Consider the following 14,907-nt stretch of genomic DNA (forward strand, 5'->3'; position numbering starts at 1 on the left):
GGCTAACCGCCTTCGTCCGTCCCGGGTGCCGGTTCCTGGCCGTCCCCGAGCGCGTCGGCCACGAAGTCGTAGGGGGCGAGCGGCCCGAGCAGCCGCAGCTGCACCCGGTCACGCCAGTGGGCGGCCAGTTCCTCCGCCGCCCGTTCGAAGTCGGCGCGCCGTGCGTCCTCGACCAGGAAGGCGGCGTTGACCAGGCCCTCGGCGGACGACGGCTCCGAGGTGGCCGACGCCAGCGCCAACGGCCCCAGACGCCGGGTCACTTCCAGCGCGTCCACCTCCCGTTTGGCGGCGATGGCGTCCATCATCAGCTGTCCGAGCTGGATCCGTTCGTTGTATCCCGCCTCCTCCGGGAGCCCCTGGAGCTGCTCCCGGAGCCGTCTGGCCTCCGGCTGTTCGGTCAGCACCTCACGCAGCACCGCGTCCTCCACATAGCGGGCCCGAAGGCTGAACTGCGAACGGCCCCGCAGCCGTTCGAGCGCCCGGTCGAAGTCGTCGTGCCCCTCGGCCAGCAGCTCACCGGCGACCGCGTCGGTGTCGCGCACCACGGTGCCGAAGCGGAAGGGGAGCACGGGCGAGCCATCGGCCGCCAGGGCGTCCAGCACCCGGGCGTGCGCCCGCAGATCGTCCGGGGTGCCCAGGGGTTTGCCGGTGGGCACCTCGCTGACCACGGCGGCCTGGCCGCCCCGGCGCACCAGGGTCACCGTGGCCTCCCGGTCGCCGACCGCGGACAGATCCTTGACGACGTCGTCGTCGCGGTCGTCCGCCACGACACCGTAGACATAACAGGCACGTTCGTTACCCGCCATCACCGCTCGCGCTCCCTATGGGCCCTGGAACTCCGCTTGCGCCGGGGCCGTTCCCGCTCCTCGGCGCCTGCCTCGTCCTCGGCCTCGTCGTCTTCGTCGTCCTCCTCGTCGTCGCCCTGGAGCAGGTCGGAGACGGACTCCTTGACGCCTTCCAGGGCGCCCTTGGTCTTCTTCTGGCTGCCGCCTTCGCGCAGGTCGTCCATCAGACCGGGCAGACCGTGGGTCTCGGTGCCGCTGCGGGCGAGGTCGAGACGGTTCGTCGCCTCCGCGAAGCGCAGATAGGTGTCGACACTGGCGACCACGATGCGGGCGTCGATGGTCAACAGCTCGATCCCCACCAGGGACACACGCACATACACATCGATGACCAGGCCCTTGTCCAGGATGAGGTCGACCACGTCGACCAGGCTGCTGCCGGAGCCGGACCGGTCCAGATACTGGCCTTGCTGACTTGCTACGGTCACCACGCTCACCTGTTCCAGGGGCGGGTCCCGCCAGCGGCGTGGATGCCGCCGCGGCGCCTCGTCCTTCTGTCCTCTGGCCTTCTGTGGGTTCCTCTGGCGCTTTCCTCCACGCGAACCTATTTTCGAGTATGTCTCATTTGGGCGTTATGGGTGACTTCATCGACGCAGGGCGCCTCTGGTCTGCGCTCCTCACCCGGGGTCCCGTGTCGTGACGCTCAGTGTGGGATCACGCGGTATTGATAGTGCTGTGCTGAGTGATCGGGATGCCAGGGGGCGACGGATGCTGGCCGGTCTGCTGGCCGAGAGCCATCTGATGCCGCTGGAAATGCTGCCGGCCAGGGCCGGCGAGTACGCGGCGCTGGCCGGTTTCACCCAGGTGGTGATCTATCTGCGCGATCTCCAGGGCAACGTCCTGCGCAGGCTCTCCGGCGCCGGGCTCGCGGTGGCCCCGGCGGCCCCGGACGCCCCCGAGGAGTTGATGATCGACGAGACCGTGGCCGGGCGGGCGTACCAACTGGGAAAGATCATCACCGACGACGTTCCGGAGGATGCGAACCGGCGCTGGGTGCCGCTGGTGGACGGCACCGAGCGGGTCGGGGTCATGCGGCTGACCGTCGACGCCGACGACGCACAGGCCCGGGAGGACATGCAGGCGTTGGCCGCGCTGCTCGCCCTGCTGATCGTCCGTAAGGCGGACACCAGCGACACCTACGCCCGGCTGTCGCGCACCAGGAAGATGGGCATCGCCGCCGAGATGCAGTGGAACCTGATGCCGGAGCGCACGTTCGTGGACGGCAGGGTGGCGATCTCCGGCGTACTGGAACCCGCGTACCAGATCAGCGGGGACGCCTACGACTACGCCACCGACGGGCCGCTGGTCCACATGGCGATCTTCGATGCCATGGGGCACGACACGGCCGCCGGGCTCACCACGGCCCTGGCGATGGGCGCCGGCCGCAACGCCCGCCGACAGGGAGCCGGGCTGGTGGAGATGGGGCGGGCCGTGGACGACGCGCTGCTCGAACAGGCCCCGCAGGGCCGCTATGTCACCGGTGTGCTGTGCCGCCTGGACACCCGCACCGGCGGTCTGTCCTGGATCAACCGCGGCCACCCGCCGCCGATCGTCATCCGCCGCGGCAGCGGCGGCTCGGCCTTCCTGGACTGTTCGCCCGCGCTTCCCATGGGTATCGGCCTGGGGCCGGAGGCCACCGTGTGCCATGAGCGGCTGGACCCCGGTGACCGTCTTGTCCTCTACACCGACGGCATCACCGAGGCGCGCCGCCCCGGCGAACGGGAATTCGGTGTCGAGCGCTTCACCGACCTGCTCATCCACCACCACGCCGCCGGTCTGCCGGTGCCCGAGACGCTGCGCCGGGTGATCCACGCCGTACTGGAGCACCACGGCGGAGAGCTCCAGGACGACGCCACCGTCCTGTTCTGCGAATGGCTCAGCGGCACGCCCACGCCCAGTGGGCAGGCGGCCAGACTGGCGGGTGTCCCGGAGGAGGGAGCGCAGACCCCGCGGAAGTGAACGGACGAGCCGGGGTCCTGGGGGACGGAGCGGGGCTCACCCCGCGCCCTCCCCGGCCTCGCGTGTCCCCGGCTCGTCGTCCTCGACGCGCTTCAGCGGACGCACCGCCGGGCCTTGGAGCACACTGCCGTCAAGGGCGAACCGCGAGCCGTGGCAAGGACATTCCCAGGTCCGTTCGGCGTCGTTGAACCGCACCAGACAGCCCAGGTGGGGGCAGCGGGCCGACAGCGTGTGCGTCCCGCCCCGCTCATCGCGGTGGACGGCCAGCTGACGGCCGCCGAAACGGACGACCGCGCCGCCACCGGGCGGGATGTCCCGTACCGCGTCGGCGCCGTCACCGGACAGCCGGTCGCCGACGAAGTGGCGTGCCACGGTGGACTGGACTCGCATCAGCGCCGGGGCCTCGCGCACCGGATTCAGCCGCCGCGGGTCGTACAGGTCCTCCCACGGCGAGGGCCGCCCGGTGAGCCGCGCGGCCAGCAGCCTGCCGGTGAGCACGCCGCCGGTCATGCCCCACCCGGCGAACCCCGTGGCCACGTAGGCATGGCGGGAGGCGGGGTGCAACGGGCCCACGAAGGGCACATGATCGGTGGTCCAGTTGTCCTGCGCCGCCCACCGGAAGGCCGGTTCGGCACCGGGGAAACGGTCCTGTGTCCAGTCGATCAGCCGCGCGTACCGCCGCTCGACGCCACCGTCACCGGGCGTGAACTTCTCCCCGGTGACGATGAGCAATCGCCGCCCCGGCCGGTACGGCGCGGTGCGCACCGAGCGGGTACCGTCCTCGGGCGTGAGGTACATGCCGCGCGGGGCGCGGTCGGCGGGGAGCACCGCGGCGACGACAAGCTCACGCTTCACTTCCAGCCGGGGGAAGAGCAGGGCCCGGTCGAAGATCGGGTAGGCCGTCGCCACCACCACGTCCCGGGCGCGCAACCGCGCTCCGCGGTCGGTGGTGAGGCGGCACGGATGGCCCTCGCCGAGGCTCACCACCCGGGTGTGCTCGAAGACCAGACCTCCCCGTGCGACCAGGTCCGCCACCAGCGCGAGCAGATACTTCCGGGGGTGGAACTGCGCCTGTCCCGCCAGCTCCACCGCCCCCGCGACCGGGAAGGGCAGATCGGTCGCGGTGGTGAACGAGGCGTCCAGTCCGGCCGCCGAGGTGGCCTCCGCCTCCGCCCGTACCCGCTCCACACCCTCCTCGCCCTCGGCGTAGGTGAGGGCGGGGGACTCCTCCAGCTCGCAGTCGATCTCCAGCTCGGTGGTCACCTGGCGCACCCGGTCCACGGCGTCGGTCTGCGACGTGGCGTAGAGCCGGGCCGCCTCCGCCCCGCGGGCGGCGCGGATGTCCTGGTAGGCCAGCCCCTGGAGAGCGGAGAGCTTGGCCGTGGTGTGGCCGGTGGTCCCGGCGGCCAGTCGGCCCGCCTCCACGAGCGCCACCCGGCGCCCGGCGCGCGCCAGCTCCCAGGCCGTGCAGATACCCGCGACGCCCGCGCCGACCACGGCCACCTCGACATCGGGAGCGGTGCCCTCCCGGCCGGGCTCCAGGGCCGGGAAGGAAGGTCCCGGCACCGAGGACATCCAGTACGACGAGGGCGCGTATCCGGTGGGAAGACTTGTCATCGCCCGCTCCTCTCCGTCCGGCCCGCTGCCCGGCCGCGATTTCGCCCCGGGTGCCCGCGAAACCGGTCGTGACACGCCGGGCGCCGGGCCAGGGCCGCGCCGGTCGGTCAGCCCGCCAGTGCGGCGACCAGCTCATCCAGGTGGGCCGACCGCCAGGTGAAGGTGTCGGTGCGCTGCGGCGGATCCCCGCCCGGCCGCTGTACGTAGGCGGTGCGCATGCCCACCGCCTGAGCTCCGCGAAGGTCCCAGGCGTGGGCGGCGACCATCAGCACACGCTCCGGTGGACAACCCGCCGCGTCGAGCGCGAGCCGGTAGACCTCCGGTGCGGGCTTGTAGGCCCGGGCGTCTTCGGCGGACAGGGCTTGGTGCCAGCGCAGCCCCGCGTACGCGTTGAGCCGGAGCAGCGCCGCGCGGCTGGCGTGGGAGAGCCCCAGCACGGGGAACCGCCGCGCGAGGCGGGCGAGTCCGGCGAGGGAGTCGTCCCAGGGCTTGAGGCGCTGACCGGCGGTGGCCAGTCGCCCGATGGCCGCCGGGTCGGTGAGCCCGGCGCGGTCGGCGACGAGTTGAGCGGCCTCGCGGTCGATGATCTCGGTGTTGGCGTACGTCCGGCCGTCCTCCGCGATGCGTTGCTGCTCGCGCTCGACATGCTCTCGCCACACGGTGAGCAGCCGGTCGACGGACGTGTCGTCGGATGCGCTGTCGGATGCGTTGTCGGAGGCGGGCACCGCGTCGCGAATGGCCGCTCGAAGCCCGCCCGGTTCGTCGACCATCGTTCCGAGGACGTCGAAGACGACAACCTCGATGTCCTTCGCCCCGGCCATCCGGTCTCCTGTCTCGCGTCACCGGTCAAACAGGTGACGATTGTTGCCCGCGTTCACGTCACCGGTCAAGATGGTGATGTGAGCTTCGCATTCGTGAGTGGCAGCCCGGCGCTGGACCTGGTCGGTACCGTGGTGTCCCGTCGGGACAAGCCCGTCGACCTCCTGGCCGCACCCGCCGATCTTGAGCAGTGGGTCCGCGCCTGCGAGGGGCTCCCCGACCAGGTGACCGTCGATGTCGAGGGCTTCGCCTCGGCGCTGCGGCTACGTGAGGCGATCTACCAACTGGCGCTCGATCGCCTACGGGACCGTCGCTTCTCGCCGTCCGGCCTCGCTGTCGTCAACGAGGCCGCCGCCGGGCCGGTGCCCACGGTCGAGCTCAGCGACGCGGGCTTGCGGCTGTCAGGCGATCTCCGCTCCGCGCTGGCCCAGGTCGCACGCGGCGGGATCGCCGTGCTCGCCGACCGCCACGCGTGCGTGAAGGAGTGCGGTCGTTCGGACTGCACTCGCCTCTATCTGGACCGCTCCCGTGGTGCACGTCGCACCTGGTGCGGTATGGAGGAGTGCGGCAATCGCGTCAAGGCCGCCGCCTATCGAGCCCGCAGGCAAGCCGCCCAAGAGGGTCGCGATCTCGGGAAGGGCCGGGTGTCAGTGGCCCGGGAACCGAGCCACCCGGAGTAGGTAACACCTCCATCGCCGGCTCCGTGGCCGGCCGGACGCGCCCTGGTGGGGACGCCTTGCTCGGGCGTCCCCACGGGCCTGCGGTCAGTCGAGCTCTCTGGGCCCGTAGAGGGCGGATTCCGCTCCTGTCATCAGGGCCCAGTAGCGGTCTCCGTAGGACCAGTGCCACCACTCGGTGGGGTAGTTGACCAGGCCGACAGCGGTGAGCGCAGCGCTCAGGACGTTCCGGTGGGAGCGGGCCTCGCTGCTGATGTTGTCCGCTCCTGTGTAACAGGCGCCCGCGCTCTCCTCAGGAGAGGCGTTCATCCGGGTGCCCATGTCGAGTTCCCGGCCGTCGGTGTCCGCGAGCGTCAGGTCGACGGCCGCACCGGCGCTGTGCGGTGCGATCTCGGGCGGGGACACATAGCGACTGGCCGCCGAGCGGATCCGCTCGGCGGACCAGTCCGGGTGTTCGTTCCGCAGTTGGTTTGCGTACTCGTCGAAGTAGTGACGCTGCAAGGACGGCGGGCGATACCCCTCGACGAACAGCAGCCGCATCCCGTGCGGCAGTTGTTCCTGGGCCTTGAGCAGCCGACGCAGTACGTCTTCCCGTAGGTGGGTGAAGGCGCCGGCGGAGCCCTCGCCCTTCCGCTCGTCGATCAGCAGGGGGCTGTCCCGTCGCACGTCCACGAGCCGCTCACCGCACTCCTGAACGGGCACGGCCGCGACCCTCGGGTCGGACATCAGAACGATCTCAGTCATGACGCGATCATCTCGCGGACGCCGGGCCCCTGATGGAACTCGGCGGGGTCGACGGACCAGTCCATGGCCGCCGACTCCTCACCCGGGAGGACGGCGTCGAGGAACATGTTCCAGCGCGAGGAGGAACTCAGGACCACCAGTTCGTCGGCGACATCCACGTCCAGCACGCGGTACCCGGCGAATGGCCCCGGCTTGTCGGTGTCGAGGCCGAGCAGCATCACCGCGGTCCAGGCGCACGGCATCAACCTCTCGGGCGTCCGGCCCCCGGGTCACGCCTGCGCCGGGCTCCAGTCCGGGCGACGGCCGAGGTAACGCAGCAGTGCCGCCACCTCGTCGTCGCCTTCCTCGGCCGGAAGCTCCGGGCCGAAGGCGAACCCCCGCAGCGGCTCCGCGAGTTGCCGCGCAGCGGCGAGCAGCGGGCGGGCCAACTCGGTGGTGAGCGGTGACGGCTGCCCCGTGGCCACGGCCATGTCCCAGGCGTGCACCGCCGCGTCCAACATGCGGTGACGCCCAGTTCGGCCGTCGTCTTCTTCGGCGGAATCGGCACGGGCACCTCCACGGCGTCGCGCTCCACCCCCGCCCACGCGCCCGCGGCGCTCGCGAGGGCGGGCTCGAGTACGTCCTCGGGCGCTCCGTCGAAGGCTGTTGCGGGCTCGAACGGGTTGTACGCCGGCCCCGGCCCGCCGGTCAGAAACGCCGCGTACGCCTGCTGGCCCCGGCCGCGTGCAGCAGCACCTGCGCGACGTTCCACCCCTCGCATGGAGTCGGCCTCGCCCAGTCGGCGGCGGGAATCTCGCGTACGGCATCGCGCAGCGCCCGGTGCGCCGCCTCCAGTACCTGCCAGTCCGTGCGTGCGGCCTCGGCCCCGTTAGTCACGCTGCCCTCCTGATCTGCGGAGAAGTGCGTTGCGCAGATCTCCTTGCGACAACGTGGCACAGCGCGTGGCGCGTTGTCCCACGTTCACGCAATCTCGTCGATCTCATGTTCGACTACGGGGCCGAACCGCTCACCGAGGGATACCGGGGCCTGCGGTCAGCGGTCGCCGTGGAACTTGTTGGCGATATCGATATCGCAGTCACCGTCGCCGCCACCGCTCGCCTCGCCCTTCAAGGAGCCGTACGCCTTCTGGCTCCTGGTCTGTCCGGCGGGGATGACATCGCTGTTGTCCATGGCGAACCCGAGCTCACCGCCGTAGGTGTCGGTGAAGTCGAAGGAGACGTGGTAGGTGGCGTCGTAGGACGCGCTGTTGGTGACCGTGTAGTCGACGATCAGGCCCATCGTCTCGGAGGGAGCGACCGTGCACTTCACGATCTTGATCTCCTGTGTGGCGTCATCGTTCCGGGATCCACCGGTCGGCGTGGCTCCGGGAGTGCTGCCCGTCGAGCCGTTCCCGCCGGTGCTCAGACCGCCCGATGTGATTCCCCCGCCCGATGAGCTGGAGCTCGAGTGGTCGTTGTCGTTGTCGTCACAGCCACCGCCTCCGGAGCGGCGCGCTCCCGTCAGGGCGACCAGGACCACGGCGCACACGGCTATGGCGCGGGCATGGCGGAGCTTCATGTTTCAACCCCCGTTGATATGTCAGAAGATGGACCTGCTCGGCAGGCGCATGTCACCCTATCCGCTCCCACTCCCGTCCGAGGCCACGGACAGCCCGCCCCGCGGGAGGGACCGCTCAGGACCGGCTGTCGCGCGGGAGCAGCGCTCCGGCCACCGCCGAGGTGACACAGAGCAGCACCCCCACCACCACCAGGCCCACCCGCATCCCCGGGAGGGAGAACGCCGCGTCCCCGGAAGTGGCGAGCAGGGAGCCGAAGAACGCGACGACAAGCCCGCCCCCGGTCTGCCGCAGGGCGTTCAGCAGGCCGGACGCGGTGCCCGCACGTTCACCCGGCACGCTGTCCATCAGCAGGGCGGTCAGCGCGGGTATCGCGAGCGCCCCGCCGATGCCGGTCGGCACGAGGAGGAGCAGGGCCAGCCAGAGCGGTGTGTCCGCGGTGAGCGGCAGCAGCGCGAACATCGCCACGGCCAGGATCACTTGTCCCGCGACGATCACCGCCCGCCGCCCGGTGCGTTCCGCCAGTCGCGGGGAGAGAAGGTTCGTGAGGGTGGTGAGCGCGGCCATCGGGACGAACATCAGCCCCGTCGCGAGCCCGGACATGCCCCGCAACTCCTGGCAGTAGAGGCCGAGCAGGAAGACCACACCGTAGAAACCGGCGTTGAGGGCGAAACCCACGGTGAGCGACACGGACACCTCGCGGCGCCGGAGCATCGCCGGTGGCACCATCGGTGCCCGGTGGCGCCGCTCCACCTGCTGGAAGGCCAGAACCCCGGTGGCCGCGGCGGCGAACCCGGCCAGGGCCACGGCGCTGGTCCACCCCTCGTGCCCGCCCTCGATCACGCCGAGGGCGAGTCCGGCGAGCGCCACCACCGCCGCGAGCTGGCCCGGCAGATCCAGCGGCGCGGGCCTGCGCGGCGAACGCGCCACCCGGGTGAGGAGCAGCAGGGTCACCGCACCCACCGGCAGGTTCAGCAGGAACACCGAACGCCACCCGGCGGTCTGGGTGAGGGCACCACCCAGTACGGGACCGGCCGCGATCGCGACCGAGCCGCCGACCGTCCACAGGGCGATGGCCCGGCCGCGGCGCCGGGCGTCGGGGTATGCCTGCCGGATCAGGGCGAGCGAGGCGGGCATCAGGATGGCCGCCGCGCTGCCCTGGAGGACCCGCGCCGCCACCAGGGAGCTGATGTCCGGGGCCAGAGCGCAGCCCAGCGAGGCGAGCGTGAACAGCGACACCCCCCAGCCGTACGCGCGCCGTGCCCCGGCCCGGTCGGCGAGGGCGCCCGCGGACAGCATCAGCGCGGCGAACATCAGGGTGTAGGCGTCCACCACCCACTGGAGGCCCGACATCCCGGCGTGGAGGCGGTCCCGGATGGCGGGCAGGGCGAGGTTCACGGCGGACACATCGACGTTGATGACGGTGAAGCCGAGGAGGGCGGTGATCAGGGCGACCCCGGGGCGGCCGTCGCCGGCGTCGGGCCCGGCACCGCCCGTGACGGCGCCCGCGGCGCGGCGCGGTGTGGGAAGCGCCGGCAGCGGGTCCGCTTCGGGGGACGGCACGCGGTCGTGCCCGGTGGTGACGCTCACAGGTGACTCCTCCAACGAGAGGGGCGGCGAAGACGGCTTTGCCGGAACCGCCCGGCCAGGAACGGACCACGAAGCCACTTCGGGGAAGACTTCAGGGAAGAAACGAAGACGTGGCGCGGCGGGACGGTCCCCGCCCCCGCGTCCGCGGCCCGGTGCCGTGCACCCCCTGGGACCGCGGGGACGGGACCGTTCCGCGACACCGTCCACTCTGCCGCCCGTACCGGCCGCGTGGCAGGCCGCCGTTTGCCGGGGCGCCCCGTTCCTGGCCCTGCCACAGCCCCCCAGCAGTGGCGGGCTCCTGAGACAATGGACGCATGAGCGAAGGCAACGGGGGCACGGAGCTGGGCAGGTATCTCAGGGCGCGGCGCGCCCTGGTGAGTCCCGAGGAGGCGGGGCTGCCGCCCGGCGCGGGCATCCGCCGCACACCCGGCCTCCGCCGCGAGGAGCTGGCCACGCTCGCCGGTGTGAGCGTCGACTACTACACACGTCTGGAGCGTGGGCGCGAGAGCAACCCCTCCGCCGTCGTCATCGGCGCCATCGGCCGGGCGCTGCGCCTGTCCGGCGACGCCCACGAAAGGCTGCACGACCTGGCGGAGCTGGCCTCGGGCCGGTTCACCGAACCCCGGCCGGTGGCCGATGACACGGTGCGCGAGTCCGTCCATCAGATGCTGGAGCGGCTGCGCCCGATGCCCGCGTATGTCGTCGACCCGTACAACTACTGCCTGGCGGCGAACGCGCCGGGGCGGCGCCTGCTGCCGGGCTTGTGGGACTGGCCCCCGGAGCAGCGCAACATCACCCGGTTCTTCTTCCTGCACCCCGTCGGCCGGGCCCTCTACGTCCCCTGGAAGGAGACGGTCGCCCAGTCCGTCGCCCATCTGCGGGCGGTCGGGGGCGCCGACCCCGATGTGCCGCGGCTGGCCCGTATCGTCGGAGAACTGCTCCTGAAATCACCGGAGTTCGCCGAGCTGTGGGACCGGTACGAGGTCCGGGAGCGCGGTGGCGGCGCGAAGACGTTCCAGCACCCCAAGGTGGGCAGGATGACGCTGACGTTCGAGGTGATGACCCTGGCCCGCAGCGGTGGCCAGCGCCTGGTCGTCTATCAGGCCCCGGCGGGATCCGCCGATGAGGAGGCCATGCTCCGCCTGGACCCGGCCGCCCATCCCTCGCCCCGCTGAGGCTGTACCAAACGGGTACCGCCCCGCCGCCGTCCGCACCCCAGGGGGAGGGTCGCGGACGGCGGCGGGTGTCTCACAGCATCAGATGCTTCGGCTGGGTGTAGTCGAGCAGTCCGCCCAGCGAAAGATCGCTGCCGTAGCCGGAGTGACGGACGCCGCCGTGTGGCAGCTCGGAGACAGTGGTGCCATGGGTGTTGACCCAGACGATCCCGGTGCGCAGCGCCCGGCCCGCGCGCATGGCGCGGTCGTGGTCCCGGGTCCACACACTCGCCGCGAGCCCCTGCGGCACCGTGTTGGCCAGCCGCAGCGCCTCCGCCTCGTCGGCGAACGGCTGGACGGTCACCACCGGGCCGAACACCTCGCCCTGCACGATCTCGTCGCTCTGGCGCACCCCCGTCACCACCGTCGCCTCATGGAAGAAGCCGGGGCGGTCCAGGGCGGAACCTCCCGCCACCACCTGGGCGTGGGCCGGGAGCCGGTCCAGCGCGCCACGGACCGTCCGCAGATGCTCCGAGCTGTTGAGCGGACCGAAGTCGGCGCCGGTGTCGTCGGGGCCGCCCGGGCGCAGCCGTGCGGCCGCGCCCGCGAAGGCGTCCACGAAGGCATCGTGGATCCGCTCGTGGACCAGGATCCTGGTGGCCGCGGTGCAGTCCTGTCCGGCGTTGTAGAAGGACAGCGACGACAACTGCCCGACCACCTCGTCGAGATCGGCGTCCTCGTGTATCAGGACCGGCGCGTTGCCGCCGAGTTCCAGATGGAGCCGTTTGAGGTCGGAGGCCGCGGCGGTGGCGATCTCCCGCCCGGCCCGTGCGCTGCCGGTGAGGGCGACCAGCCGTACGTCCGGATGCGAGACGAGGGCCCGCCCGGTGTCCCGGTCGCCGCACACCACGTTCAGCACTCCCGGCGGCAGATGTTCCGCCGCGAGCCGTGCCAGCGCCACTGTGGACCGGGGTGTGGTGTCGGAGGGTTTGAGCACCACGGTGTTGCCCGCGGCCAGCGCCGGGGCGATCTTCCACACCGCCATCATCAGCGGGTAGTTCCACGGTGTGATCTGGGCACACACCCCGACGGGTTCACGGCGCAGCACCGAGGTGCGGTCCGGGGTGTACTCGGCTGCCGCGACACCCGGCAGATTGCGGGCGGCTCCGGCGAAGAAGCGCAGGACGTCGATGGTCGGGGGCAGTTCGTCGTCCCGGAAGGCGGCGTACGGTTTGCCGGTGTCGGCGACCTCCGCCTCCACCAGCGCGTCCGCGTGCAGCTCCATGGCGTCGGCGATCCGCAGCAGTGCGGTCTGCCGCTCCTGCGGGGTGGTGAGCGACCAGCTGTCGAAGGCGTCGCGCGCCGCCTGGCCCGCCGCGAACACATCCGCCGGGCCGGACAGCGGGGCCCTGCCGTCGACGGCGCCGGTGGCCGGGTTCACCAGCCGCATCGTGGCACCGGACGCGGCCGGTTCATCGGCGCCGTCGATGTGGTTCACCACGGAGAAGTCCGTACGCTCAGCCACGGCTCAGCACCTCCCGGGCGGCGGCGCGTCCGGTGCGCACCGCGCCTTCCATATAGCCCGCCACCCACTGGTCGGAGCCGCATACGTAGAACGGCGGCTCGTGGGTGCCGTGCAGCGGCCCCACGGCCATGACCTCACCCGGTGTCCACTGGGTGACATACCCCTGCGTCCAGGGATCGGTGCCCCACAGGCGCAGATGGCAGGCGAGCGGTGAGCGGGCCCGGTCGCCGAACATCCCGGCCATCTCCTCGAGCAGTTCGGGGGTGCGCAGCTGGGGTGGTGTGCCGAGCAGTACGCCGAAGCGCTCGGGCGGGACGAGGGCCGACAGCACACCGTCGTTCTGCGGCCAGGTCGATCCGAGCACCCCCTCGCACTCCGACAGCCCGCTGAGTCCGGCGTCGCGCCAGAACGGATCCGCGTAGACGGCGGTGAATTTCGCGGCCAGCGCGTGGCGTTGGCGGTGCAGCGAGGCGAGTCGGGCCGCGCCGACCCCGGTGATGGCCACCGAACGCAGCGGGCCCACCGGCAGGGCGCTGACCACCGCCCCCGCGGTGAGGATCTCGCCGGTCACCAGGCGTACGTGGCAGCGGCCGGGAGCGATGTCGAGCGCGGCCACCGGCGAGCCGAGGCGGACGCGTCCGCCCAGTTCACGCCCCATGACCTCGGCGAGGGTGGCGGATCCGTCGGCCAGCCGGAGTCCCTCCCAGTCGTCGTAGTCGTAGTGGCCATCGCTCGGTACCGCGGCGTTCTTGCGGAGCGCGGCGAGGAGCGAGGTCCGCTCGCAGGAGCCGTCGGCCAGGGCGAGCTGGCCGATCTCCCAGAGCCGGACGACGGCGGGGGAGGCGTGCTGGGACCGCAGCCAGCCGCCGACCGAGAGCCGGTCGAGCGCGGCCGCCTCCGGGTGGGACCAGGGGTCGTCGGGGTCCACACCCGACGCCAGGGCCACGAACTCCCCGCTGAGCCGCTTGTGTTCGGCCAGGTCGCCGGGGCCGAACCAGTGCGGTGGATCCCCTGCGGAGCGGCCCTCCGGAGTGGTCCGGGTGATCTCGCCCGGCTCGGCGACATAGCTGGGGACCAGTTTCAGGCCCAGCTCATCGGCGAGGGTCAGATACGCGGTGTGGGCGCGGCCCACCACCTCACCGCCCAGCTGGACGGTGCGGCCGTCCGGCAGCCGGGTCTGCTCCACCCGGCCGCCGACCCGGTCCCTGGCCTCCAGGACCAGGACATCGGCGCCACCGGCCGCCAGGTCGCGCGCGGCGGCGAGCCCGGCAAGACCGGCGCCCAGCACGATCACATCGTGGTGCATCTCGTCGGTTCCTTCGTTCGGTGCGCCCGAGGCGCGGGTCGGGCGGTCAGGCGAGGACGAGACAGTGCTCGGGGCGCCATCCGAACTCCACCGTCTCGCCGCCGATCCAGCGGTCCTCCATACGGGCCCGGGCGGTGTTCTGCTCCAGCACCGACAGGGTGACCCCGGGGGCGAGTTCGATCAGATAGGTGGTGGTCGGCCCGGAGTACACGGTTTCGCGGATGACGCCCCGCAGCACCTCCATGCCCGGTTCGAAGTCGGAGAGCCAGATCTTCTCGGGGCGCACGGACATGCTGACGGTGGCGCCGTCGCCGACGTCGTCCCGGTGGCCGACGGGCAGCGCGGGGCCCTGGTCCAGGACGACCGAGCCGTCCCGGTAGGTGCCCGCCATCAGGTTGGAGGTGCCCATGAACGAGGCGACGAAGCGGCTCGCGGGGTGCTCGTACACATCCTCGGGGGTGCCGCACTGCTCGACATGGCCGTCGTTCATCACCGCCACCCGGTCGGACATGGTCAGCGCCTCGTCCTGGTCGTGGGTGACGAAGACGAAGGTGATGCCGACCTCACGCTGGATCTGCTTGAGCTCGACCTGCATCTGGCGGCGCAGCTTCAGGTCGAGCGCGGCCAGTGGCTCGTCCAGCAGCAGCACGGCCGGACGGTTGACCAGCGCGCGGGCGAGCGCCACACGCTGACGCTGACCGCCGGAGAGGGTGCGGGGCTTGCGCCGGGCCTGACCGCTGAGCTGCACCAGCTCCAGCATCTCGCCGACCCGCTGGCGGATCTCCGCCTTGTCCACGCCCTTGCGCTTCAGACCGAAGGCGATGTTGTCGGCGATGCTGAGGTGATCGAAGAGGGCGTAGCTCTGGAAGACGGTGTTGACGTTGCGCTTGTTGGGCGGCAGCGCCGTCACGTCCTCGCCGCCGAGCAGCACCGCTCCGTCGGTGGGGTCGGTGAAGCCGCCGATCATCCGCAGTGAGGTGGTCTTGCCGCAGCCCGAAGGGCCGAGCAGGGAGAAGAACTCACCGCTTTCGATGTCGAGGTTGACGTCACGGACGGCGTAGGAGTCCGCGTACTGCTTGGAGACACCGTCGAGCCGGACGGCGGGAGTCGCGTCCATGG

General features: G+C 71.8%; 16 protein-coding genes. 3 read left to right on the forward strand and 13 right to left on the reverse strand.

The genetic code is table 11. The features are described 5' to 3' along the window. Positions 1-2 precede the first annotated feature (2 nt). Both AB0C66_RS15275 and gvpJ read right to left on the reverse strand, forming a co-directional pair. Complete coding sequence (locus AB0C66_RS15275; protein WP_362437444.1) at positions 3-806, reverse strand: GvpL/GvpF family gas vesicle protein; 804 nt, start codon at positions 804-806, stop codon at positions 3-5. Next, positions 806-1,270, reverse strand: coding sequence for a gas vesicle protein GvpJ (gvpJ, locus tag AB0C66_RS15280; protein WP_362437446.1), 465 nt, complete (start codon positions 1,268-1,270; stop codon positions 806-808). The genes AB0C66_RS15275 and gvpJ overlap by 1 nt, the downstream gene beginning before the upstream one ends. 280 nt (positions 1,271-1,550) lie before the next feature. Between gvpJ and AB0C66_RS15285 the strand changes: the two genes are divergently transcribed. Continuing rightward, the gene (locus tag AB0C66_RS15285) at positions 1,551-2,801 is read left to right on the forward strand and encodes a PP2C family protein-serine/threonine phosphatase (protein ID WP_362437448.1); all 1,251 of its coding nucleotides are present in this window, start codon (positions 1,551-1,553) and stop codon (positions 2,799-2,801) included. Between the two features lie 36 nt (positions 2,802-2,837). Here the strand turns inward: AB0C66_RS15285 and AB0C66_RS15290 are convergent, their stop codons facing one another. Both AB0C66_RS15290 and AB0C66_RS15295 read right to left on the reverse strand, forming a co-directional pair. After that, the gene (locus tag AB0C66_RS15290; protein ID WP_362437450.1) at positions 2,838-4,418 is read right to left on the reverse strand and encodes an FAD-dependent oxidoreductase; all 1,581 of its coding nucleotides are present in this window, start codon (positions 4,416-4,418) and stop codon (positions 2,838-2,840) included. A gap of 107 nt (positions 4,419-4,525) precedes the next feature. Then, the gene (locus AB0C66_RS15295) at positions 4,526-5,239 is read right to left on the reverse strand and encodes a haloacid dehalogenase type II (RefSeq protein ID WP_362437452.1); all 714 of its coding nucleotides are present in this window, start codon (positions 5,237-5,239) and stop codon (positions 4,526-4,528) included. A gap of 78 nt (positions 5,240-5,317) precedes the next feature. Here AB0C66_RS15295 and AB0C66_RS15300 point away from each other — a divergent pair, with 78 nt between their 5' ends. Continuing rightward, positions 5,318-5,917 (forward strand): CGNR zinc finger domain-containing protein, encoded by a 600-nt coding sequence (locus tag AB0C66_RS15300; protein ID WP_362437454.1) that lies wholly within the window; start codon positions 5,318-5,320, stop codon positions 5,915-5,917. Between the two features lie 84 nt (positions 5,918-6,001). Here AB0C66_RS15300 and AB0C66_RS15305 read toward each other — a convergent pair whose 3' ends face one another. The 6 genes from AB0C66_RS15305 to AB0C66_RS15330 form a co-directional block, all read right to left on the reverse strand. Continuing rightward, positions 6,002-6,658 (reverse strand): M15 family metallopeptidase, encoded by a 657-nt coding sequence (locus tag AB0C66_RS15305; protein WP_362437456.1) that lies wholly within the window; start codon positions 6,656-6,658, stop codon positions 6,002-6,004. After that, positions 6,655-6,900 carry a hypothetical protein gene (locus AB0C66_RS15310; RefSeq protein ID WP_362437458.1) on the reverse strand — a complete coding sequence of 82 codons (246 nt, stop codon included), beginning with the start codon at positions 6,898-6,900 and terminating at the stop codon, positions 6,655-6,657. Before AB0C66_RS15310 ends, AB0C66_RS15305 begins: the two co-directional genes overlap by 4 nt. A gap of 27 nt (positions 6,901-6,927) precedes the next feature. Next, entirely contained in the window at positions 6,928-7,158 is a 231-nt protein-coding gene (locus AB0C66_RS15315) for a hypothetical protein (RefSeq protein ID WP_362437460.1), read from the reverse strand. Between the two features lie 187 nt (positions 7,159-7,345). After that, entirely contained in the window at positions 7,346-7,534 is a 189-nt protein-coding gene (locus AB0C66_RS15320; RefSeq protein WP_362437462.1) for a maleylpyruvate isomerase N-terminal domain-containing protein, read from the reverse strand. Between the two features lie 156 nt (positions 7,535-7,690). After that, the gene (locus tag AB0C66_RS15325; RefSeq protein WP_362437464.1) at positions 7,691-8,215 is read right to left on the reverse strand and encodes a hypothetical protein; all 525 of its coding nucleotides are present in this window, start codon (positions 8,213-8,215) and stop codon (positions 7,691-7,693) included. Between the two features lie 115 nt (positions 8,216-8,330). Then, entirely contained in the window at positions 8,331-9,803 is a 1,473-nt protein-coding gene (locus AB0C66_RS15330) for an MFS transporter (protein WP_362437466.1), read from the reverse strand. Between the two features lie 314 nt (positions 9,804-10,117). Here AB0C66_RS15330 and AB0C66_RS15335 point away from each other — a divergent pair, with 314 nt between their 5' ends. Next, complete coding sequence (locus AB0C66_RS15335) at positions 10,118-10,978, forward strand: helix-turn-helix transcriptional regulator (protein ID WP_362437468.1); 861 nt, start codon at positions 10,118-10,120, stop codon at positions 10,976-10,978. A 73-nt stretch (positions 10,979-11,051) separates the two neighbouring features. Here AB0C66_RS15335 and AB0C66_RS15340 read toward each other — a convergent pair whose 3' ends face one another. The 3 genes from AB0C66_RS15340 to AB0C66_RS15350 are packed head-to-tail and all read right to left on the reverse strand — an operon-like array spanning position 11,052 to position 14,905. Continuing rightward, positions 11,052-12,482 carry an aminobutyraldehyde dehydrogenase gene (locus tag AB0C66_RS15340; protein ID WP_362437470.1) on the reverse strand — a complete coding sequence of 477 codons (1,431 nt, stop codon included), beginning with the start codon at positions 12,480-12,482 and terminating at the stop codon, positions 11,052-11,054. Further along, the gene (locus AB0C66_RS15345; protein ID WP_362437472.1) at positions 12,475-13,788 is read right to left on the reverse strand and encodes an NAD(P)/FAD-dependent oxidoreductase; all 1,314 of its coding nucleotides are present in this window, start codon (positions 13,786-13,788) and stop codon (positions 12,475-12,477) included. The genes AB0C66_RS15340 and AB0C66_RS15345 overlap by 8 nt, the downstream gene beginning before the upstream one ends. Before the next feature lie 46 nt (positions 13,789-13,834). After that, positions 13,835-14,905: an ABC transporter ATP-binding protein gene (locus tag AB0C66_RS15350; protein WP_362437474.1), complete on the reverse strand. Its 1,071-nt coding sequence runs from the start codon at positions 14,903-14,905 to the stop codon at positions 13,835-13,837. Between the last annotated feature and the right edge of the window lie 2 nt (positions 14,906-14,907).

This window comes from Streptomyces sp. NPDC048636, assembly GCF_040650655.1.
Lineage (GTDB): Bacteria > Actinomycetota > Actinomycetes > Streptomycetales > Streptomycetaceae > Streptomyces.